Raw genomic sequence first — 20,935 nt, forward strand, 5'->3', positions numbered from 1 at the left:
TTCATCGGTCAAAGGGATTGTTACAAGTGATTTTAGTGAAGAATTCAATTATAATTGGGATGAATTTAAGAAATAGGTAAAAAGAGTGGTTCTAAATGGAGTCACTCTTTTGTTGTATAATTCTTGAATCTTAATAGATTAATTGTATTGTAAAGAAAAACAAAGTGATAGTGAACACAATAAATTTGTACCGTTTTGTTTAGGCGGTGTAACTGTGAAAACTATAGAAATTGAAATAGTTAGATCTGAGAGTCGTCAGAATTAAAAAAGGAATTAGATAAAGTTGTAAAAAAGTTTCGTTCAAAAGGTTTAAAGGTTGTAGTACAATATCGAACACAAGCAATTGTAAATGGAATTGAATAATCAGCTTCAATCATTGGGTGTAAATCAGAATGATTGAGGCTGAACGAGTAAAAGAAGAATTAGAAGAGAGTAAAAAAATGGGGAATAAAATAGGGAGACCAAAACTAGAAAAAGAAAAACTTTCAATTACACTACGTATAGGGGTCCTGCCCCATCGCTATCAACCACAATGACCTTTTTAGCAATCTATGCAACAGAGCCTTTATAGTAAGATTATCTTGTTGAGAATGATTGAAAAATTCCATATTGTAATATAAAAAATCAATATGATATGAAAGGATATCTTGCAACAATCCCTATAAATTCTTTTCAATAATTGAAAATAAAATCAATCCAGATTATTATATTGTTATTGTAAATTTATTTTATTGAAGGAGGATACATAAATGAAAAACTCAAAAGGCTCTATTGAGTCGGAGATAAGTAAAGCAATTACGCACTGGGAAAAGGACTACCTAGGACGCGGGTCTATATCCGTTAAGACAGATATATTACGAGATATGATTATCGTAAATTTACAAGGTATTTTAACACCGGCTGAGTATACTGTTTGCGAAACGAAAGACGGTATGCTAACGATAAAGAAAAATCGTTCGGAGCTAGTTGAATCTGGAATTGACGATTTGAAAGAGATTATACTAGAATTAACTGGAGAAGAAGTAAAAAGTTTTCATACGGATATAAGTTCTCGTACTGGTGAACGAGTAATGATTTTTAAATTGTTCCATAATCTTGAGGAGAAATTTTAAAAATTAAAATCACTGTAGGGGTAGTGGAAGATACACTAAAAATGCAGTGAGGTAATTAAGAAATCTACAAGTTGTGTACTTTATTTTATCTTATTAACAAGGTAATGATTAGAAAACAAGAAAACTTGAAATTATTTATGTATAATGAATTTTGATTCGCAAAACGGATAAATAAATTGACAAACTACTTAATATGGTTTATCTTATAATTGTTTTAAAAATTAATAGATGCTTATTTTAACTGTTTGCTATAATTAAGGCTTTAGCATTTTTTTAATATGTAATATTGACTAAATGAAAAAGTTTCTTAATTAAAAGATAGCGCATAACATAAATTGATATATTGATTGCATAATCTAGGAGATCACAGATATACTGTTATTTTTCATAGGAGTAATACATATATTACTATCCTCTATAAAATGGGAGCTCTTCAAAAAACTGTATTGAAGTTAGTTGAAGGGAAACCGACAATCTCCATAATTCAATGATGATATAAAATCATTGAATTATGGAAGTTGTCGGTTTTTTTTATGGAAAAAAAACGATGTACGAAAAAGAGTGAATGAAAATTGAAATTAAAAAAATTATCGTAATGAAAAGGAATTCTTACAGTTTATTTTCGTTTAGAAGGGAGTATTTACATGTTAATTTCGCTAAGTTCATCAACACTGTTAACATTATTTTTTATCGCGCTTAGTGCTTCTTGGCTAAGTGGATTATTGTTTTTACATGCAAGGATGCCTTTACGTTTTGTTCATATCCATATTGGTATCGCTGCTTTGCCTTCATTGGTTTCTTTACTTGCACTTGTTAATCACAATGGAGATAGAGTTGTAGGGCCTTGGCATTTAGATACTTTAGCTTGGTTCATGGCTTTCTTCGTTCTTACAATTGGTTTAATCATTCAGCGTTTCTCTGTACGTTACTTAATGGGAGATCGCTCATATCGAAAATACTTTGCACTTTTTACATTTACTACAGGTGTATCTTCGGTCGCATGGTTAAGCGATGATCTTCGTTTCATGATTATTTGTTGGGGAGCAACTCTTATAGGGTTGGTTTTACTCATAGGTCTAAATAAAGGGTGGAAAGTAGTTAGTGAAGCAACAAAAATCTCTGGCTATTTATTTACAATAAGTTGGATCGCCTTGCTAGCAGCTATCATTTGGCTGTTTCAAATAACTGGACAGTGGCAGTTAACATCAGTTGTAACGAATGAAAATGTAGCTCAATTTGGAACATTGGAGAAAACAGGAATTAACTTATTGATTATAGTAGCTGTGATGATTCCGGCAGCACAATGGCCTTTTCAAAGATGGTTAATTGAATCAGCTGTTGCGCCAACTCCTGTTTCTGCTATTATGCATGCGGGTTTAGTAAATGCTGGCGGTATCATGTTAACTAGATTTTCGCCACTTTTTCATGATGATATTGCACAAATCATTTTACTCATTTTCTCTAGTATTTCTGTCTTAATAGGTACAGGAATTAGTTTAGTCCAAGTTGATTATAAACGTCAGCTAGTAGGATCCACTATTGCACAAATGGGATTTATGCTGATTCAATGCGCATTAGGGGCCTATTTAGCAGCTGTTATTCATTTAATTTTACACGGTTTATTTAAAGCCACACTGTTTTTACAAGCTGGTTCCTCAGTACAACGTTTTGAGGGAGTGAAGCAATCTAATGAAAAGATGTCCAATTTATGGATGATAGTCGGACGTGTTTTCGGATTATTTATAGCAATTGCTTTCTGGTTTATGACTTCTGGAGAGGGGTATCAATTCGTTAGTGCGTTCATCTTAGGTTGGTCATTATACGTTTCATGGAAACAGCTTGTTGTTTTTGGAGAGGGAAGAATGGGAAGAATTGCTGGCTTAATTGTTTTGAGTGGATTTTCTCTCATTTACTTTACCGTTCATAACTCTCTTTATAAATGGTTGCATACTGACATGTATCAAAATGTTCAACCTTCAGCTTCAGCCGTTATTTTTGTTATAAGTCTCTTATTATTTGGTAGTGCTATTAGTACTCTTGTTACTCGTAATCAATCTTCTACAATATTTGCTGTAATGTATCTTTGGTTCGTTCGAGTAGGTGAAGCGAGACAAAAGTCAGTAGAAAGTCATCCAAGCTATCTGAAACATGATGTATCAAAGGGAGGTAATCAGTGATGAGCATACAGTCAATCGTAACGAAAGAAACTTTAAAAAAGAAAGATACAAACATTGAAATACAAGAAAAGAATATGAATGATTTAGTTGAATCTGCTAGCCGAGTGATTGCACCACTTTGGCCTATCTCAACCTTTGCAGCTCATCACCCTTGGATGGGACTTGAAAAACAATCATTTGAACAAGTTGCAGATTGGTTAAAAGAAGCTCGTAATGTAGATATATATCCTAGTGCCCCCATGATTCATTCGGCAAAGGTGAAAGGGGAGATTGAGGAATCATTTTTACAAATAGGCTTGTCTCGTTGGCTTGATTCACAATCTTTTCATATTCCGCGAGAGAGAGCAGAGCGTTTTTGCCAAGCAGCTTTAAAGTTAGAGAGATTACCTTCTAGTTTATTACCATCGCCAGAATTAAATAAATTAGCAAAGGAAATGAGTTATGTAAATACAGGGAGTATGGAAGACTCTTCTATGCAACCAATCAGTTCACTTATAGAGAATCAAAATGGTGACAATCTATCAGATGTTCTTAATTATCATATTATTAAATGGTGTAAATTATATCTTGATGACGCTGGATCAAATTGGACGATGCCAAACCGAGAGAAAGGTTTGTATCGTGCATGGCATCACCTTATTACATTTGATCCAGCGCTCAGTAAAAATGAGCGTAAAGTTTTAAAAGATTGGCCACAGGATGCCCAGAGAGCTTTAACAAAAGCATTATCTGAACTAGGAATTCCTGAATCTAACAGGCAAGCTTACCTTGAAGGGCACTTACTTTCTTTGCCGGGATGGGCAGGAATGATACGATGGCGCTCCCAACAATCAATTAAGGAACAGGCACTCGTTATAGAATATTTAGCAGTTCGAATTTCAATGGAGCTGGCTATTGTAAAACCTTATTTACCTTTAAAAAATCAAAAGGCTGAGAAAAAAGTTTCGATTGTCCCACTTATAGCTTCTTGGATCTATTGGGGGGATATTTCCACACGGGAATGGTTACAAATGTCTGCCACTGAACAAAGCGAATTATTAGCATTCGCTTATCACTTTGATGAAAATACTCGCAAGAAACTTTGGCTGGAAGCTTGGGAACAGACGCATGCAGAGCAATTAAGGGAGAAGATCGCTTCTAAACAACGTGCAACGAATGATAAAAAACATGTAGTAGCTCAATTAGCATTTTGTATTGATGTACGTTCAGAACCGTTTCGACGCCATCTAGAAAAATTAGGTCCGTTCGAAACGTTTGGAATAGCTGGCTTCTTTGGGTTACCAATTGCGACTACTGAACTAGGTAGTAATGACAGCCATCCTTCTTTGCCAGTTATATTAAAACCGAAACACCAAATAAAAGAACTCACGGATGAAAAGGAATTTAAAAATTATAAACAACGCAAGAAGATAGACAGCTCAGTAAGTTATACGTTTAAGACGATGAAAAAAAATGTACTGACAAGTATGCTATTACCTGAGGTAAGTGGCCCTTTACTTGGTTTACAAATGATAACAAGGAGTTTTGTGCCAAGAAGAGTAGGTAGCTTCATTCGTAACCTTCGTAAAAATATGTTACAAAAACCTAATACAACATTCTCACTTAATCATGTCCATGATACAAAATGTGAGATACCTATCGGTTTTACGAAAGAAGAAAAAGTGAACTATGTGCGTCAAGCTTTAAAAATGGTGGGACTGACAGAAAAATTTGCGCCTTTAGTTGTAATGTGTGGACACAGTAGTCAAAGTACGAACAATCCTTATGCCGCAGCGCTTGAGTGTGGTGCTTGTGGCGGAGCAGCGGGAGGGTTTAATGCGAAAGTTTTCGCTACTTTATGTAATCTTCCAGAAGTAAGAGAGGCGTTGTCTGCCGAAGGTATTAACATTCCTGAGGACACCATTTTTGCAGCAGCTGAACATAAAACAACCGTGGATGAATTGGAATGGATTTACGTCCCAAAACTTTCGGAAGCTGCGCAAGAAGCATTTGATTGTATTGAGTCGATTATGCCAAATGTGAGCCAAGAGGCAAATAAAGAGCGTTTAATGAAATTACCTCATTTTAAAACGGAAATAAAAAATCCGAGTAAAGAGGCACATCGATTTGCAGAAGATTGGAGTGAAATACGTCCGGAATGGGGATTAGCTCGTAATGCATCTTTTATTATCGGGCAGCGTGAATTGACTCAGGATTGTGACTTAGAAGGTAGGGCTTTCCTTCATAATTATGATTGGAAACAGGATGAAAATGGCGATATATTAGCTAACATTATAGCGGGACCAGGAACAGTAGCGCAGTGGATCAATCTTCAATATTACGCTTCAACTGTAGCTCCTCATTATTATGGTAGTGGAAACAAAACAACACAAACCGTTACGGCAGGTCTCGGTGTTATGCAAGGAAATGCAAGTGATTTGTTATCAGGCTTACCTTGGCAATCCGTTATGCAGTCAGATAGTGAGACGTATCACTCACCACTTCGTTTACTCATTGTAATTCAAGCGCCTATTGAATATATAGAACGCTTGCTAAATAAGGATTTCACATTTCGAGAAAAAGTTCAAAATGGATGGGTCAGACTTGCAAGTATTGATCCAGAGGGACGCTGGAAAAACTGGTAAAAATCATGTAATGAATCATTGTTACTAGCTTAAAAGTTTCATAAATACAATCATGAAGAAGGAGTGCTATATATGAATGCAAAGCATAAAAAGGTTTTATTGTTAACAGACATTGAACAAGGAATAGAGCCTATTATCCAACAAGTAACTAACATTCAACGAGAAAATATGTTGACTATACACAGCTGTGATTCTGTAATTGTACATCCTTTTGGAGATATAATGAGGTCTATTATTATTGCTATTTATCAAGAAAATGTGGAAGAAATTTTTGTTGTCGGAATAGAGGATAAAAAAACAGATGTAGTTAATTTACAAATTCAACGTGATTCCATAAAAAATAACAAGGAACTAGATTATCTCTTTGAAAATTGCATGCCTGAATTTTCAAGTGGTAGCCTTGAGGAATGGCTAAGTGGAAAAGAAAATGTTAGTGAAAATATTGAGAAGAGTATAGATATGATTCGTCATCATCCATTAGTACCTTCTAATGTTAAAGTTCATGGCTTCATGATTGATAAAACAGGTGGAAAAGAAACGGTTGTTAAAGTTTCTGCTAACAAAGTAGTTGAACAAGTTAACTAATTTATGAAAGACAAATTAATTCTTATGTATAAATCGCTGTTGTATAATACATTTTATTATGTTTTAAGAATCAGAAGAGGTAGCCATGCAAAATAAAATCATCGTTATGTTTCAAAAAGATTTTCGTTTATATGATAACCCAGCTCTATTTGAAGCTGCTCAGTCTGGTGAGGTTCTTCCGCTATATGTATATGATGAAACTTTTTCAATAGGAAGTGCGTCAAAGTGGTGGCTACACCATACTATAATAGATGTAAAGAGGCAACTTGAGGCATTGGGATCTACTTTAATAATCCGCAAAGGAAATACAATGGAAGAAATACTTTCTCTCATAGAACAGTTAGGTATAACGGCTGTATATTGGAATATTTGTTATGATCCGGAAAGATTACAATTTAATCAAAAAATGAAAATGATGTTAGAAGATAAAGGTATTACCTGTAAGGAATTTAATTCGCATTTATTATTAGAACCGTGGATTATTAAAAAGAAAGATAACACTGAATATAAGGTTTTTACGCCTTTTTATAATGCATTTCAAAAGCAGGTAATATCTAAACCTATTAGTAAAGTGCAGAGTATAAAATGGGGAAGTTCTTTACCAGCAAGTTTATCTGTTCCAGAATTACACTTGTTGCCGACTATACCGTGGACATCTCATATGGAATCAATATGGGAGCCTACAGAAGAAGGGGCATACAAAACATTCAAGAAATTTTTCTCTAGCAAATTAGTCTCTTATAGTGAAGGAAGGGATTTTCCAAATCAAAATGCTCATTCGATGTTGGCACCGTATCTTTCATTTGGTCAAATATCAGTAAAGCTAATGTATCATTACTTAATAAATAAAAGTAACGAAAAACAATGTAGTCTTTTTGAACAACAAGTGAATAGCTTTATACGTCAATTCATTTGGCGAGAGTTTTCTTATTATTTGCTATATCATTATCCATTTACAGTATATAAACCTCTTAATAAGAACTTTGAACATTTTCCGTGGAATAATGAAGAGGAGTTATTAAGAGTATGGCAGAAGGGCGAAACTGGTTATCCGTTTATTGATGCAGGAATGCGGGAACTATGGCAAACTGGTTTTATGCATAACCGAGCAAGAATGGCTGTGGCTTCTTTTCTTGTAAAGCATTTGTTAATTCCGTGGCAAGAAGGGGCAAAATGGTTTATGGATACACTATTAGATGCTGATATTGCAAATAATACAATGGGGTGGCAATGGGTTGCTGGAAGTGGGGTAGATGCATCACCGTACTTTCGTATTTTTAACCCGATCACACAAGGTGAAAAGTTTGATAAAGATGGGGAGTATATAAGAAAATGGGTACCAGAATTAAGAGATATGCCTAATAAATATATACATAAACCGTGGGAAGCACCTGAGCATATTTTACAAAAAGCCAATATAAAGCTAGGAGATACATACCCTTTGCCAGTTGTTGATCATAAGGCAGCACGAGAGAGAGCCCTTTGTGCATATAAAAGTATGAAAGAATTTATATAAAATACACGAGTCAATATGAATTTGATATGTAAAGGTTATAATATCTATTTACGTATTAAAGTTGTATTCATTGAAAGAGCATACGAATCATATAGAGTTTCTAAAACCTTCTATTAAAAAGGAGAATGTTTATGAAAAAATCTAGTATTATAGTATTTTTACTAACATATGGTTTGTTTTATGTTTCTAGTGTTTTATTTCCTATTGATCGTACTTGGTATGATGCGTTAGAAAAGCCGTCTTGGACACCTCCTGGTATGACAATCGGAATGATATGGGCTGTATTATTTGGACTTATTGCATTATCAGTTGCAATTATTTACAACAACTATGGATTCAAGCCAAAAACATTTTGGTTTTTATTCCTTTTAAATTATATATTCAATCAAGCGTTCAGCTATTTTCAATTTAGCCAAAAGAATTTGTTTTTAGCAACAGTAGATTGTTTACTAGTCGCTATTACTACGTTACTTCTCATTATGTTTTCTTCCAATTTATCTAAAGTATCGGCATGGTTGCTAATCCCGTATTTTTTATGGACTACATTTGCTACATATTTATCTTGGACCATTTATAGTATGAATTAAAAACGTAAATAAAAACTTGAGCATAATAAAAATGCTCGAGTTTTTATTTGTATGAATGGTAATCTGAAATATAGAATATATACATCTTAGGGAGGTCATCTTTGTGAAGAAATGGATAAAAATTATTCTGTACTCTTTACTAGGTATTTTACTTATAGGAAGTATTAGTTTTTTTGTTTGGTCTCAGTTTAGTTACAAACCGACGAAAGAGGCTTTGTCGTTAGTGGATGATAAAAAAGATGAAGATTATATAGCTTTTGGAGAGAAAGATGCTAAAATAGGGGTTATTTTTTATCAAGGAGCTAAAGTAGAAGCCGAGGCTTATAGTTATTTAGGAGAAGCTCTTGCGAAAGATGGGCATTTTGTAGTAATGCCTAAATTACCATTAAACTTAGCGATACTTGGAATCAATGAGGTAGATAGTGTAATTGAAAAGTATCCGGAAGTTCAAAAATGGTATGTTGCGGGGCATTCAATGGGCGGAGCTATGATTTCTAAGTATGCCTTTCAACATGAAGAAAAGGTAGACGGGATTATTTTCTTAGGTTCGTATCCTGCAGATGACTTCTCTACGAAATCGATCCCGATGTTATCAATTTATGGAGAAGTAGATGCTTTAGCAACTGTAGAAAAAATAGAGAACAATAAAAAGTTCATGTCAAAGAATACAACTATGCACATGATAAAAGGGGGAAACCATGCTCATTTTGGCATGTATGGTGAGCAAAAGGGTGATAATGCGAGTTTAATTACGCCAAAAGCACAACGAGATGAAACAGTGAAAGTAATTGAAGAATGGTTGTTGAAACAATGATAGACGGGAGAGCCAACTCATACGAGTGGGCTCTTTTATGTAATTTCTATCTTTAATTTTCCTCTTATTTTCTCCGGAATATCCTTTTCAGAAATAGCCTTGTACGAGTAAACATACCTACCTTTTACATGAATTTTCAAGTAAGTTTTTCTTATAAAATCATTAGGAGTATTCGTCCCTACTGTATACTCTTTTTCATTTCCAGATTCATCAATGTCTTTTAACGAGTACATAGCTCTACCGTTCGTATGATAATCGGGAACACCATATCCTTCCGCAACGGCATATACATTTTTCTCTTCAGCAAGTGGATTTAATATGTCTAGATCCCCGCGTAACATGAAGGGGAGTAAGTATATAAGAAGGCCTATTCCTATTATGCAAAGTATAAATTTCTTCATGATTGTTTCTCCTCGTATATTATATTTAAGCTGTTATTTCAGCTTTAAATTCCCTTAATAAGAGACCCGTAAATTAATACTTGGATGTCTCAAGATATTTCTAGATAATGATTGTAGGATCATTTGGGACAATTCTAATTTCTCCTGTGGATATACCACATAAAAAAGAGTGTTTCTCAGTGAACGTGCGGGACTCCCTACTCGCAGGCTGAGCAGCCTGACCCTCGAACCTAGATGTTAGTAGCTCTAGGGCGGCTTTCGATTCAGGACAAGCTCTCATACACGAGGTTGTTGGTCGGCGTACACACTAGAGATATCTCGAGGCGTCCAAGAAATGATTCTAAATCGAAAGGAGGTCTCTTACGTGAGATTATTTGTTGGTCTAGATGTAAGTTCGTTTGATATAAAAGCTTGTATTCTAAATGGTGAAGGAGAAAAGCTAGACTCCTTTTCAGTCAATAATGATTTACCAGGTGCCACAGCGCTTAAAGAGCGATTATTACAACGTATAGCCACTCAAGAGGTTGAAACCTTTAAAATCGGCTTAGAATCCACATCTGTTTATAGTTTTCATCCATCTATGTTTCTTCACTATGATGAAGACTTACAAAGCTTTGGAGCAAAAGTCTTTCTAATGAATCCAAAACAAATTGCAAACTTCAAGAAAAGCTATTCTGACATGGATAAAACAGACGAGATTGATGCCTTCGTCATCGCTGACTATTTACGGTTCGGAAGAAATCAAATGTCTATCGTAAAAGAAAGCCAGTATGTGGCACTACAGCAATTGACAAGATCTCGTTATCAGCTCGTTAGAATGTTGACAAAGGAAAAACAACATTTTTTACAACACCTAAGTTATAAATGTAATACGTTCTCACAAGAGGTGGACTCTTCTATATTTGGCAACGCCATGATGGAATTGTTCCTTGAAAAATTCAGTCTAGAAGAGCTAGCCAACATGCCTTTAGAGGAACTCGCTGAGTTCCTACAAGTGAAAGGAAAAAACCGATTTGGTGACCCAAAATGTGTGGCATCAACCATTCAAAAGGCTGTTCGCTCTTCCTATCGTTTGGATAAGGTTGTGGAAGACTCCATCGATGTCCTTCTCGGAACATCTATTGCGGTCATTCGTACCTATCAACAACAAATCAAAGAACTAGAAAAATCCATTAAGCGAATCATGGCTGGATTGCCTCAAACACTTGAATCCATTCCTGGAGTCGGACCTGTGTTCGCCGCCGGTATTCTCGCTGAAATTGGTCAAATCGAAAGATTTGATGATGAAACCAAGGTAGCAAAATATGCCGGATTATATTGGCGTACGCACCAGTCTGGTCGATTCACCGCAGAAAACACTTCATTATCTCGTAATGGAAATCATTACTTGCGGTATTACTTAGTTGAAGCCGCCAACTCTGTAAGAAGGCATGTATCTGATTACCAAGAATATTACGTGAAAAAATATAATGAAGTACCAAAACATCAACACAAACGTGCACTCGTTCTAACCGCAAGAAAACTTGTGCGATTGGTGGATGCGCTACTACGTAGTCACCAACTCTTTACGCCAGAAAGGTGCGTGAAAGTGTGACATAAAACTTGTCATCGCTACCTTTCAATTAATTTCCAGTAAATTACATGTATTACTGGTCTAGTTTCGTGATGTCTTTTTTAAATAAATAGTACTTTGATAACTAAAAATTCTGTTGTTTTTCAGTTGACATACTACCGCAGGTCTTTTGTTCATTTACATGATTCAGTATAGAAAAAAATTCTTATAAATATAGAGGGGAATTCCTTAAAATTTTCTTAATAAAGTTTAACTGTGTGAAAAAAGATTAACTTGAGTATTAAGCTTACGGAATGAATAGCCAAATAACCTGTTTTTTTATTTTGATTTAATTAACGAAAAAAGCATCTTGTACTCCTTTTGTAACTTTTTCCAAATAGAAATTTTCTATAAAATAAAGGGCTTGCCTTCCAAACAAATCGTTATTTGTAACACTGCTATCAAAGGAAAGTACTCGTGACATCTCTTTAATATTCAAAAACATTAATAATCTATCGCGTGAAATTTTTTGAAAATTTAGGTTTAATATCTTTAAAATAGGTGTATTACATATTACATAACAACTAAATAAAAAAATTAAAAATCTAAAGGAGGAAAAATATAATGTATAAGAATGAAAGAAAACCGGTGGTTCATGAATATGATAATGAACATGAAGTAGTTATGAAAGTAAAAGAGCTAGAATTACAAGGGATTCACCAAGATGACATTTACGTCTTAACACATGAAAAACATATAACAAAAAAGATTGCGGATGATACAAACATAAATACGATTGGAGTAAAAGAACAAGGATTGGGAAAAAGTATTATCAACTTTTTCTCCAAAAAAGGGGACGAGCTCCGAAATCAAATGGAAGAAATGGGGTTGTCGAAGGAGGAAGCTAACTTATATGAAGAAAAACTAGATCAAGGGAGAATTTTACTCCTAGTAACAGATGAAACACTAACGGCGAGTGATAGGCAGACGCAAAACTATCATTCTCTCTAATAGATTGCAATAGGTAAGGTAATTATTTTAGCTTGTAGCATGGAAGACATTAAAAGTAGAGAAGGGTGAGAAAAATGAAACATACAATATTTAAATATGCTGTGATTGGGATTACGACCGGAGTCATAGTCTCCCTATTAAAAAAAGAAAATCGGAAAGCTATACAAACAACAGGAAAAAACGTAAAAGACAAACTACAAGAAGGAAACATAAAGGAAACATTAGAGAAGGTAACCGAAACAAGTAAACAATTCTCTGTAACTGCAGCTAATGTTGCGAAACAAACATTACCACAACTGCTTACAGCCACACCGGTTGTCATTTCTACTATTAAAGATTTAACAGAAAACGAAAATAACAAAAAGAAAAAAGATGAAAAGGATAACGAAATAAATGAAAATAGTAAGGGCATAGACGGAGAAAAAACGAAAAATGAAAAGGAATATAGGAAAGAAGGGAAAGAAGAAAGTGCTTAGATTTAATTCTAAAAAGAGAAAGTGAGGAAGAAAGTATGAAATCTCTGTATGCAATTGATGTAGGAATTGGTTTTACTAAGCGGGCATATCGACAGGATGTAGATTCTGAGGTGACGATTAAGAGTGAAGCTTCCACACTAGCCCCTGTACCTAATCATGATGAAAGTGAAGATTTAACAAAGGTAAGTTTTATAGATTTAGATTTTGCATACTACATGGGAAAGGAAGCGCATCAATCTGACGCTTCATTGCTTCCTCCATTTGACGAAGAAATAGAAAATTATTATGAAAGCGAACGGTTTAAACAACAAATATTTGGTTGCATTGCAAAGGATTATAAAGAAAATGTCGTGTTACCTTTAGTTGTTACCGGGCTTCCTGTCACTTATTTTGGTAGTCAGCATGAGCAATTACAACGTGCACTAAAAAAAGAAACTTCTGTGCAAATTGATGGAAAATTTATTACTATTACGGTGGAAAATGCTTTAATTCTTCAGCAACCGGTCGCTTTACATGCCTATTTCTTAAAAGAGGGAATCATTCAGGAACGAGATCGTATCTTAATTATTGATGGTGGATTTCGTACATTAGAAATGACAGATATGAAACAGAATGTCATTTTAAATCATTATGAGACAGAGCTAGGATGTAGCAAGCCTTTGAAAAATATTAAGAATATCGTGCAGAATCATGCGGGTGAAAGTAATCAATTGCATATTAACGACATGCCAAACATATTAGAAAAAGGATATGGAGGTCGAGAAGAAGATCCTCAGACAAGTCAGGTTCATACTTTAATTCAAAAAGAGTTGGATGCACACTTCCAAGACGTCATGCGTGTATTACAAGAACAATTTAAGTTAGAACAGTACGATACTATTATTTGGACAGGAGGAATAGTAGATCTCCACAAAAAACGAATTGAAAAAATGTAAGGTGAAATTTCTTCTTTCCGTATGGTAGATGCTTCGAAAGAGGCTGCACTTCATGGATACTATATGATTGGAAGTCAAGTATTTGAGGACATCACCAATCAATCTGCATATGAATCTAAATTATAATAACGAACGAAATGGAGTTCGTTGAATGGACGTGCCAAATTATGTAGCTTCTTTTCCACATATAATAAATGCTTTATAAGAAAAGATAAAAAGTGCTTATATAGAGGAAATGTTTAAAATTGAGAATAAAAATAGCTAATATATAGGGGGGCTTCCTTTTAACAGAATAAGGCCCCCTATGCCATTAAAGTCCGATTGGTTCAACTAATAATCAGTGGGGATGAAGAAAACCCCCACTGATTAAAGTTTCACTTTATATTACGGGATTCGATCAAACATAAAACGATTCAGAAAGGAAGAATAATATGGAATGCATAAAAATGCCGAAATGGAGTTGGTATCATGTGAAAACTAGTGAGCTTGAAAAACTTTCTTCTATAATCCCTCGTGATGTAACATCTTATTTCTCTCAATTTGTAAAGAAAATAAGTTCCCCTTGTGAAAATGGATTATATGTTTATACATTATCACCAAGTCAAACTTGTGTATATGGTTCGTTTTTATATGATCAAGATAAAAAGGACGCCAAAATTCAAAAATTTCTTCATTATTTCGTAGCCCATGGAATACTCATAACAGTCCAGGAAAAAGAGGAAGAGGACTTTCAGAAATTAATACATAATGCCCCTTTTAGTGCAAAAAATTGTAATAGTTCCGCTGAAGGCTTATGTGCTATCTTATCAATGTTTATATCTCACTACTTGCGAAAGGTTGACTATTTCGAAAACAATTTCAGAAATGTATTATGGGATTTTTATCATCATAATAACATAGCAGTTTTAGAAAGAATTTATCATATTCGTCATGAATTATTTATGAACACACATGTGTTTCGCTTAATACAAGAAGTGTTACAAGGCCTGAAAGAAGCTTGGTTAGAAAACTTAACAAACACTCTTTGTTATAAACAAACAAACGTAAAATTAGAGCGTGGATTACAACTTGTTAAAGAGTACCAAGAAGAATTGGACACGATGATTCATTTACAAGAAGTGGTTTCTTCACATCGTGGGAATGAGATTATGAAAGCTCTTACTGTATTAACTGCTGTAAGTACGCCTTTGACGGCCTTAGGAGCATTGTGGGGGATGAATTTTAAATATATGCCTGAACTAGAATGGAAATATAGCTATTTAATTGCTCTCTTATTTATTATTTTCACAACAGGAGGTATGTATATGTATATGCGATTCAAAGGGTGGACAGGTGATTTATTACGAGTAAAGAAAAAGAAATCTTTTTTTAAATCTAATTAATCTTGTATATAAAAAATATGACAGATATTAATCTAGATATATAGTTAGTAATATTTATTAATTGGGATAGTATCATTTCGATTTTACAATAGAGATATCGCTGCTTTCAGCAAAACAGACTTCAGAGGCGATTTAGCCAAGATTAATATACCTACCCTTGTTATTCATGGTGATTCAGATGCAACTGTACCATTTGAATATAGTGGGAAATTAACAAATGAAGCACTCCTATTATTTTTAAAGTACTAATTACAACTATATCATTGTTAATTGATACATTATAAATAATTTGCAATTCTATCATATTTTTTCTAATAAATGGAAATACCTAAAGGTGAATAATTTTGAGGAGGTTTTCAATTATGGAAGAAAACCAGGACATGAATTCTCTAGATGAACAAGACGTGAAACGTGAGACATTGACAACACGACAGGGGCACCCTGTGAAGGATAATCAAAATATCCGAACAATTGGGAATCGTGGTCCAGCAACACTTGAAAATTATCATTTCATCGAAAAAATTTCTCATTTTGATCGAGAAGAGGTTCCGGAACGTGTAGTACATGCGCGAGGAGCTGGAGCATTTGGGTATTTTGAAACGTATGGAAAAGTTGGAGATGAGCCGGTAGAAAAATATACTCGTGCGAAAGTGTTTTCGGGGGCTGGCAAAAAAACACCGTTAATGGTTCGTTTTTCTACAGTAGCTGGAGCTAAGGACTCACCAGAAACAGCAAGGGATCCACGAGGTTTTGCAGTGAAAATGTATACGGAAGATGGTAACTGGGATTTAGTAGGGAATAATTTAAAAATTTTCTTTATTCGTGATGCGATGAAGTTCCCAGATATGATTCATGCGTTTAAGGTTGATCCGGTTTCGAATGTGGCGAATCCTCAGAGAATGTTTGATTTTGTTTCTCGTACCCCGGAGGCAACGCATATGATTACATTTTTATTTTCTCCATGGGGTATTCCAGCAACATATCGCCATATGCAGGGATCTGGTGTAAACACTTATAAATGGGTAAATGAAAAAGGCGAAGCGGTATTGGTGAAATATCACTGGGAGCCGAAGCAGGGAATTCGAAATTTAACACAAGAAGATGCAAACAGTATTCAAGCAATGAATGTTAGTCATGCAACACAAGATTTATATGAAGCAATTGAGCGCAAAGATTATCCAGAGTGGGAGCTATTTGTACAAATTATGGAGGATGATTATCATCCAGAACTCGATTTTGATCCTCTTGATGATACGAAGCTTTGGCCAGAGGAGCAGTTCCCCTGGTTACCAGTAGGACGTATGGTTCTTGATCGTAATCCAGTTGATTACCATTCAGACATTGAACAAGCTGCTTTTGGTACAGGAGTACTTGTTGATGGCATGGACTTCTCAGACGATAAAATGCTACAAGGTCGTACTTTCTCTTATTCAGATACGCAACGTTATCGCGTTGGTGCAAACTATCTACAATTACCTGTTAATGCACCTAAAGCACCTGTCCGTACAAATCAACATCGTGGTCAAATGGATATGCGTAATCCGAAAGAGTCTGGAGAAAATCCGCATATTAACTATGAGCCATCTATGCTGGGTGGTTATAAAGATGCAAAACAAGAAAAGCACCATCCACACCAACCAACTTACAATGCGGCTGCTATGAGTGCACCAATCGATCGTCCTAATAATTATGGTCAAGCAGGTCACACGTATCGTAGTTTTGAGGAGTGGGAACGAAATGAGTTGGTTAAAAATCTATCTGAAGCACTTGCAGTATGTGACAAAAGAATTCAGAATGCGATGATTGAACACTTCAAACAAGCTGATGAAGATTATGGCCGTCGTGTTAAAGAAGGTATTGAAAAGAAAATGAAAGAAGCTAAAACGGAAAACAAACTTCCAGGCCGCGAAGTAAGTAAATCAAAATATGGCCAAGGTTCATTAGCTGCAAACGAAGCAACAAAAGATGCAGTGAAGAAAAGCCATGAATCAGATCCTTATTAATTAGACGTAAGCGCAATAGTATACTTGGAGGTGCCGTTAAAACGGTTAGGTAGCCTTTCATACGATTACTAAGTAGTTTTGTTTAAAAATATGAGAGGTACTAAATATCATAAGATAGTTGATAAACAAGTAAAAATAAAGCTTTATAAAAGATGCTCTTGGATAAATCCAGGAGCATCTTTTTAAATGTGGAGTAGTGGGACACTGTAATCAATTTAAAGAATCGAAATCTTGAATCGGCTACACTAAGTTGGACAGATACTATAAGGGCTAGTAGACTTAACATACTAACCTAAGGGAGCGTGCTACTATGTCACGTCAACGTCGAACTTTTACACCAGAATTTAAACTTCAATTAGTAAAGCTATATGGAAATGGAAAGTCCCGTGCAGATATCTGTCGAGAATATGAAATAACGCCTTCTGCGTTGGATCGCTGGATTAAGAATCATCAAGAAACTGGGACATTTACTGCTAAAGAAAATCGGACAGAAGAAGAAAATGAGTTAATCAGATTACGTAAAGAAAATCAACGTTTAATGATGGAGAATGACATTTTAAAGCAAGCAGCGCTGATCATGGGACGAAAATAGATGTGATCCGAAATAACACTCACAAATATTCAGTATCAGCAATGTGTAACGTCCTTAACATCGCCAAAAGTACCTACTACTATCACGCCAAGCCGCGTGAACAAGACGCACATGAAAAAGAAGACGTTGAGCTTTCCAACGAAATAGAACGACTCTTTAAAGAAAGCCGTAGTAACTATGGTACTCGTAAACTCAAAGTAGAATTAAAGAAACAGAAGATGGTCGTTTCTAGACGTCGAATCGGTCGAATTATGAAACAATTAGGACTTGTATCAAATTATACGGTGTCACAATACAAGCCGTATAAACAAACCTGTAATGAAGCACCAATCAAAAATGAGTTACAACGTCAGTTTAAACAAGAAGAGCAATTAGCTGTAGTTGTCAGTGATTTAACATACGTCCGTGTTGAAAAAAAATGGCACTATGTATGCTTATTTGTGGACCTTTTCAACCGAGAAATTATAGGTTACAGTGCTGGTCCAAATAAGACAGCAGACCTTGTGTATAAAGCATTAGCGAGTATTAAAGGAAATTTACATAACATCAAGATGTTTCATACAGACCGAGGAAAAGAGTTTGATAATAAACTGATTTCAGAGGCTTTAGAAACATTCAGAATTCAACGATCATTAAGTATGAAGGGCTGCCCCTACGATAACGCTGTGGCCGAAGCGATGTTCAAAGTGTTTAAAACAGAATTCGCAAACGGAGCACACTTCGCTTCTCTTGAACAGCTCGCTCTTGAACTTGATGATTATGTTCATTGGTTTAACAACATTCGAATTCACGGAACACTAGGCTATTTAACGCCAGTGGAATATAAGAAACAGACCTTATAAAAATTGTCCAGTCTAGTGTTGACATTCCAATTATAACACTTACTATAAATTCTTCTTCCATTAAACTACTTCGTTAATCCTAAAAGAAGTAAACAACTTAATTATTTTTTAAAGGACTTTATTATAAATTAAACAACTTTATTATCTCTACACATTTTTGTGATAGTTATGAATTTTTATAGGTATATTTAAGTTTCGTTTCATATTTAAAGAGTTGTAGCCATCATATAGCTATAACGTTTCAAGTTTTAAATAATAAGTATCGTTGTAGGAGAATCGATTTTTTTAATGTTCTATTATGCAAAAGTAAACCAAAGGAAATGGTTTGCTTTTTTTGTTTATTTATGGCTTCTTAAGAGTTTCATTTTGTATCTATTATAACTATTGTTTTTTTTATTTTAAATCCAAATAGTTTATTCGGATTTAAAAGAATATTGACAACTGAATCGATGAGTTTTTCATGGATATGACTGCAAGTATTCATTTGTTTGCGAGTAATCCTCGCGAGTTTGCATTAAAGTTTAAGAGAGAAATATATGAACGTACGCGAATTGAAAGTACGATTGGTATTGGTCCGAATTTATTATTGAGTAAAGTAGCTTTGAGACTACTAAAAATTGATCTGTACATAAATAAAAAGTGCATATTAGCAACATCTAGCAATTAATTATGGAGTGTACATTATTTATGTACATTAATCTGTAAAGGGGGCACCGCCCATGCCTATCAAGCTAAGATTAAGTAAAAGTCCGTCGACTAGATTTTTTCTATTTTCTAAAGAGTTGATATCAGCTTTCTAAAAATCTGCACACCAAATAAACCCTAACGGGTTTCATTTTTTTAATTAAGCTACATGATTGTGAGTAAACAAATAATTGTACACGACACCCAATATATCAAAGACTGTTTTCTTCTCATATCGATGAGACTTTCGTCCATTTTTATGCAAGAGATTGAACAAAGGAAGGTCTTTGATAGTTCCTGGGTGTTTTGTTGTAGAGATTGATATATAAGTAGGTAGTAATCTTTAATGATATAGACCGCTTTATATTCACTTAGTTCTCGTTTCTTTTTGACGAGGAGTAAGTGACGCATTTGAAACATAGTGGAGGAACAAAGAAGGATACTAATTAATTGCCCATATAAATGACACTCTAGCCGTTCTAATTTTACAGAATTACAATGATGAATACAAAAAAATGATTTCCATGTTTTAAATAAAAGTTCAATTTGCCAACGTAAAGAGTAAAAATCGTATACTTGTTTTTTGGGTAAGTATTCTGAGGGGATATTTGTAATGTAAAAGTTAATCGCACTAAGCCGTTTACTACGCTCTTTATAGGTAATTTGCTTCTTATGTTCTTTAGATGCTAAATCTTTTTGCCTATGTTTCATTTGTGTTTCAGTTAATTTATATAAGATAAGCCTTGCAGGAAGTTTTTGATACATTCCGATATAAATCTCAGGAATCTCATAAGTTTTACCAGACTGTAATTGGTCAATAAATTGCTCCATATCTAGTTGAATGTACTCAGAATGCTTTTTTATTGTTCCATTTTGAAAGTATTCAGGCTCCCTATTCTTTTGATATATACGAGTATTGAGCTTTAATCGTGAAATAAAATAAACATCACACTCGCTTATAGTATGTAGGTCTTTTAAGTCAAAGTATCCTAAATCACGTATGCATACATCGTGTGGTTGAAGAGACGTTAGGCAAGTGAATCCATAAGTTTTATCATTGTGTTTTCCCGATCCTACATGAACATGTAGAAACTGACCACTTAGTAAATCGTACTCTAATTGAATTTTCACACCAGCACTTTGACCACTACCTCCTGAACCTTGATATGTAGAGGCGAATTTATCTGGAACCTGAAAATGTGTAGAATCCAATATACGAATCCGACGAAAATAGTTTGTATACGATGTTGGAATTTGGCTAGATAAACAAAATTGTTGATGGAGTAAAGAGGCTAATATTTGTTGTAACAACTGTACAGCTTGGGAATTAAAACGTTGATTGAGTCCTTCTGGGCTCATAGAAATACCTGTGTTAACTTCTAATCGACTACATAGTTGTGTCAATGAAGTATTTGCTATGTTTTTGCTTAACCAAACACATAAAGCCACTAATTCTTGTGCACCATATTTACTTCTTCGTTGAACAAATCCGATTTTTCTAGCCAATTGCTCCAAAGCATGCGGTGACATATATCGTTGCAATTCTTTAGAAAACAATTCTAGTTCATCAGAAATCGATAAGTTCATATCAAAAACGCCATCCTCTCCTATGATTCTATAGACAGAATAACGTATTTTTTCA

15 protein-coding genes and 5 pseudogenes are annotated in these 20,935 nt (G+C 34.6%); 17 read left to right on the forward strand and 3 right to left on the reverse strand.

Annotated features, from left to right (window positions below):
- Positions 1–389: 389 nt before the first annotated feature.
- The 8 genes and pseudogenes from QCI73_RS11895 to QCI73_RS11930 all read left to right on the forward strand — a co-directional run.
- Positions 390–503, forward strand: a pseudogene (locus tag QCI73_RS11895) (recombinase family protein); the annotation flags it as partial.
- A 246-nt stretch (positions 504–749) separates the two neighbouring features.
- Positions 750–1,112 (forward strand): Na-translocating system protein MpsC family protein, encoded by a 363-nt coding sequence (locus QCI73_RS11900; RefSeq protein WP_000798157.1) that lies wholly within the window; start codon positions 750–752, stop codon positions 1,110–1,112.
- A 644-nt stretch (positions 1,113–1,756) separates the two neighbouring features.
- On the forward strand, positions 1,757–3,289 hold the full coding sequence (locus QCI73_RS11905) for an NADH dehydrogenase subunit 5 (RefSeq protein ID WP_262725913.1): 1,533 nt from the start codon (positions 1,757–1,759) through the stop codon (positions 3,287–3,289).
- Positions 3,289–5,913 (forward strand): DUF2309 domain-containing protein, encoded by a 2,625-nt coding sequence (locus QCI73_RS11910; RefSeq protein WP_353822981.1) that lies wholly within the window; start codon positions 3,289–3,291, stop codon positions 5,911–5,913. Before QCI73_RS11905 ends, QCI73_RS11910 begins: the two co-directional genes overlap by 1 nt.
- A 72-nt stretch (positions 5,914–5,985) precedes the next feature.
- Positions 5,986–6,498, forward strand: a complete 513-nt coding sequence (locus tag QCI73_RS11915; protein WP_262725915.1) for a carbonic anhydrase — start codon at positions 5,986–5,988, stop codon at positions 6,496–6,498.
- Positions 6,499–6,583: 85 nt separating this feature from the next.
- Complete coding sequence (locus tag QCI73_RS11920; RefSeq protein ID WP_353822982.1) at positions 6,584–8,014, forward strand: cryptochrome/photolyase family protein; 1,431 nt, start codon at positions 6,584–6,586, stop codon at positions 8,012–8,014.
- A 131-nt stretch (positions 8,015–8,145) separates the two neighbouring features.
- Positions 8,146–8,601: a TspO/MBR family protein gene (locus QCI73_RS11925; RefSeq protein WP_000749746.1), complete on the forward strand. Its 456-nt coding sequence runs from the start codon at positions 8,146–8,148 to the stop codon at positions 8,599–8,601.
- A 103-nt stretch (positions 8,602–8,704) separates the two neighbouring features.
- Positions 8,705–9,415, forward strand: a complete 711-nt coding sequence (locus tag QCI73_RS11930) for an alpha/beta hydrolase (RefSeq protein WP_262725918.1) — start codon at positions 8,705–8,707, stop codon at positions 9,413–9,415.
- Between the two features lie 35 nt (positions 9,416–9,450).
- On the opposite strand, the gene QCI73_RS11935 is transcribed toward QCI73_RS11930, so the two are convergent.
- Complete coding sequence (locus QCI73_RS11935; protein WP_353822983.1) at positions 9,451–9,816, reverse strand: YxeA family protein; 366 nt, start codon at positions 9,814–9,816, stop codon at positions 9,451–9,453.
- Positions 9,817–10,180: 364 nt separating this feature from the next.
- Between QCI73_RS11935 and QCI73_RS11940 the strand changes: the two genes are divergently transcribed.
- Positions 10,181–11,410 carry an IS110 family RNA-guided transposase gene (locus tag QCI73_RS11940; protein WP_127063753.1) on the forward strand — a complete coding sequence of 410 codons (1,230 nt, stop codon included), beginning with the start codon at positions 10,181–10,183 and terminating at the stop codon, positions 11,408–11,410.
- A 307-nt stretch (positions 11,411–11,717) separates the two neighbouring features.
- Here the strand turns inward: QCI73_RS11940 and QCI73_RS11945 are convergent, their stop codons facing one another.
- On the reverse strand, positions 11,718–11,873 hold the full coding sequence (locus QCI73_RS11945) for an acyl dehydratase (RefSeq protein ID WP_242296755.1): 156 nt from the start codon (positions 11,871–11,873) through the stop codon (positions 11,718–11,720).
- A gap of 119 nt (positions 11,874–11,992) precedes the next feature.
- Here QCI73_RS11945 and QCI73_RS11950 point away from each other — a divergent pair, with 119 nt between their 5' ends.
- From QCI73_RS11950 to QCI73_RS11985, 8 genes and pseudogenes are all read left to right on the forward strand, one after another.
- Positions 11,993–12,379 carry a YflT domain-containing protein gene (locus tag QCI73_RS11950; protein WP_242296756.1) on the forward strand — a complete coding sequence of 129 codons (387 nt, stop codon included), beginning with the start codon at positions 11,993–11,995 and terminating at the stop codon, positions 12,377–12,379.
- A gap of 74 nt (positions 12,380–12,453) precedes the next feature.
- Positions 12,454–12,855 (forward strand): peptidase U61, encoded by a 402-nt coding sequence (locus QCI73_RS11955; RefSeq protein WP_327923062.1) that lies wholly within the window; start codon positions 12,454–12,456, stop codon positions 12,853–12,855.
- 35 nt (positions 12,856–12,890) lie between these two features.
- Positions 12,891–13,916 (forward strand): annotated as a pseudogene (locus QCI73_RS11960) (ParM/StbA family protein).
- Between the two features lie 305 nt (positions 13,917–14,221).
- A complete protein-coding gene (locus QCI73_RS11965) occupies positions 14,222–15,172 on the forward strand; it encodes a magnesium transporter CorA family protein (protein ID WP_262725924.1) in 951 nt (316 codons plus the stop codon).
- A 75-nt stretch (positions 15,173–15,247) separates the two neighbouring features.
- Positions 15,248–15,421 (forward strand): annotated as a pseudogene (locus tag QCI73_RS11970) (alpha/beta fold hydrolase); the annotation flags it as partial.
- 113 nt (positions 15,422–15,534) lie between these two features.
- A complete protein-coding gene (locus QCI73_RS11975; RefSeq protein ID WP_327923064.1) occupies positions 15,535–17,175 on the forward strand; it encodes a catalase in 1,641 nt (546 codons plus the stop codon).
- Positions 17,176–17,485: 310 nt separating this feature from the next.
- Positions 17,486–18,609, forward strand: a protein-coding gene (locus tag QCI73_RS11980) for an IS3 family transposase (protein WP_085964333.1) whose coding sequence is annotated in 2 segments (ribosomal slippage) — positions 17,486–17,732 and positions 17,732–18,609 — 1,125 coding nt in all. Because the reading frame shifts where the segments join, the coding sequence is not laid out codon by codon here.
- A gap of 445 nt (positions 18,610–19,054) precedes the next feature.
- A pseudogene (locus QCI73_RS11985) lies at positions 19,055–19,213 on the forward strand (Y-family DNA polymerase); the annotation flags it as partial.
- A 240-nt stretch (positions 19,214–19,453) separates the two neighbouring features.
- Here the strand turns inward: QCI73_RS11985 and QCI73_RS11990 are convergent.
- Positions 19,454–20,880 (reverse strand): annotated as a pseudogene (locus QCI73_RS11990) (IS4 family transposase).
- Positions 20,881–20,935: the final 55 nt, after the last annotated feature.

Source organism: Bacillus cereus group sp. MG16, assembly GCF_040459875.1.
Taxonomy (GTDB): Bacteria; Bacillota; Bacilli; order Bacillales; family Bacillaceae_G; genus Bacillus_A; species Bacillus_A paranthracis.

Coding starts and splice junctions, on each gene's coding strand:
- QCI73_RS11950 (WP_242296756.1), top strand. CDS start 11,993: ATGTATAAGAATGAAAGAAAACCGGTGGTTCATGAATATGATAATGAA.
- QCI73_RS11965 (WP_262725924.1), top strand. CDS start 14,222: ATGGAATGCATAAAAATGCCGAAATGGAGTTGGTATCATGTGAAAACT.
- QCI73_RS11925 (WP_000749746.1), top strand. CDS start 8,146: ATGAAAAAATCTAGTATTATAGTATTTTTACTAACATATGGTTTGTTT.
- QCI73_RS11920 (WP_353822982.1), top strand. CDS start 6,584: ATGCAAAATAAAATCATCGTTATGTTTCAAAAAGATTTTCGTTTATAT.
- QCI73_RS11910 (WP_353822981.1), top strand. CDS start 3,289: ATGAGCATACAGTCAATCGTAACGAAAGAAACTTTAAAAAAGAAAGAT.
- QCI73_RS11955 (WP_327923062.1), top strand. CDS start 12,454: ATGAAACATACAATATTTAAATATGCTGTGATTGGGATTACGACCGGA.
- QCI73_RS11945 (WP_242296755.1), bottom strand. CDS start 11,873: ATGTTTTTGAATATTAAAGAGATGTCACGAGTACTTTCCTTTGATAGC.
- QCI73_RS11975 (WP_327923064.1), top strand. CDS start 15,535: ATGGAAGAAAACCAGGACATGAATTCTCTAGATGAACAAGACGTGAAA.
- QCI73_RS11915 (WP_262725915.1), top strand. CDS start 5,986: ATGAATGCAAAGCATAAAAAGGTTTTATTGTTAACAGACATTGAACAA.
- QCI73_RS11905 (WP_262725913.1), top strand. CDS start 1,757: ATGTTAATTTCGCTAAGTTCATCAACACTGTTAACATTATTTTTTATC.
- QCI73_RS11900 (WP_000798157.1), top strand. CDS start 750: ATGAAAAACTCAAAAGGCTCTATTGAGTCGGAGATAAGTAAAGCAATT.
- QCI73_RS11935 (WP_353822983.1), bottom strand. CDS start 9,816: ATGAAGAAATTTATACTTTGCATAATAGGAATAGGCCTTCTTATATAC.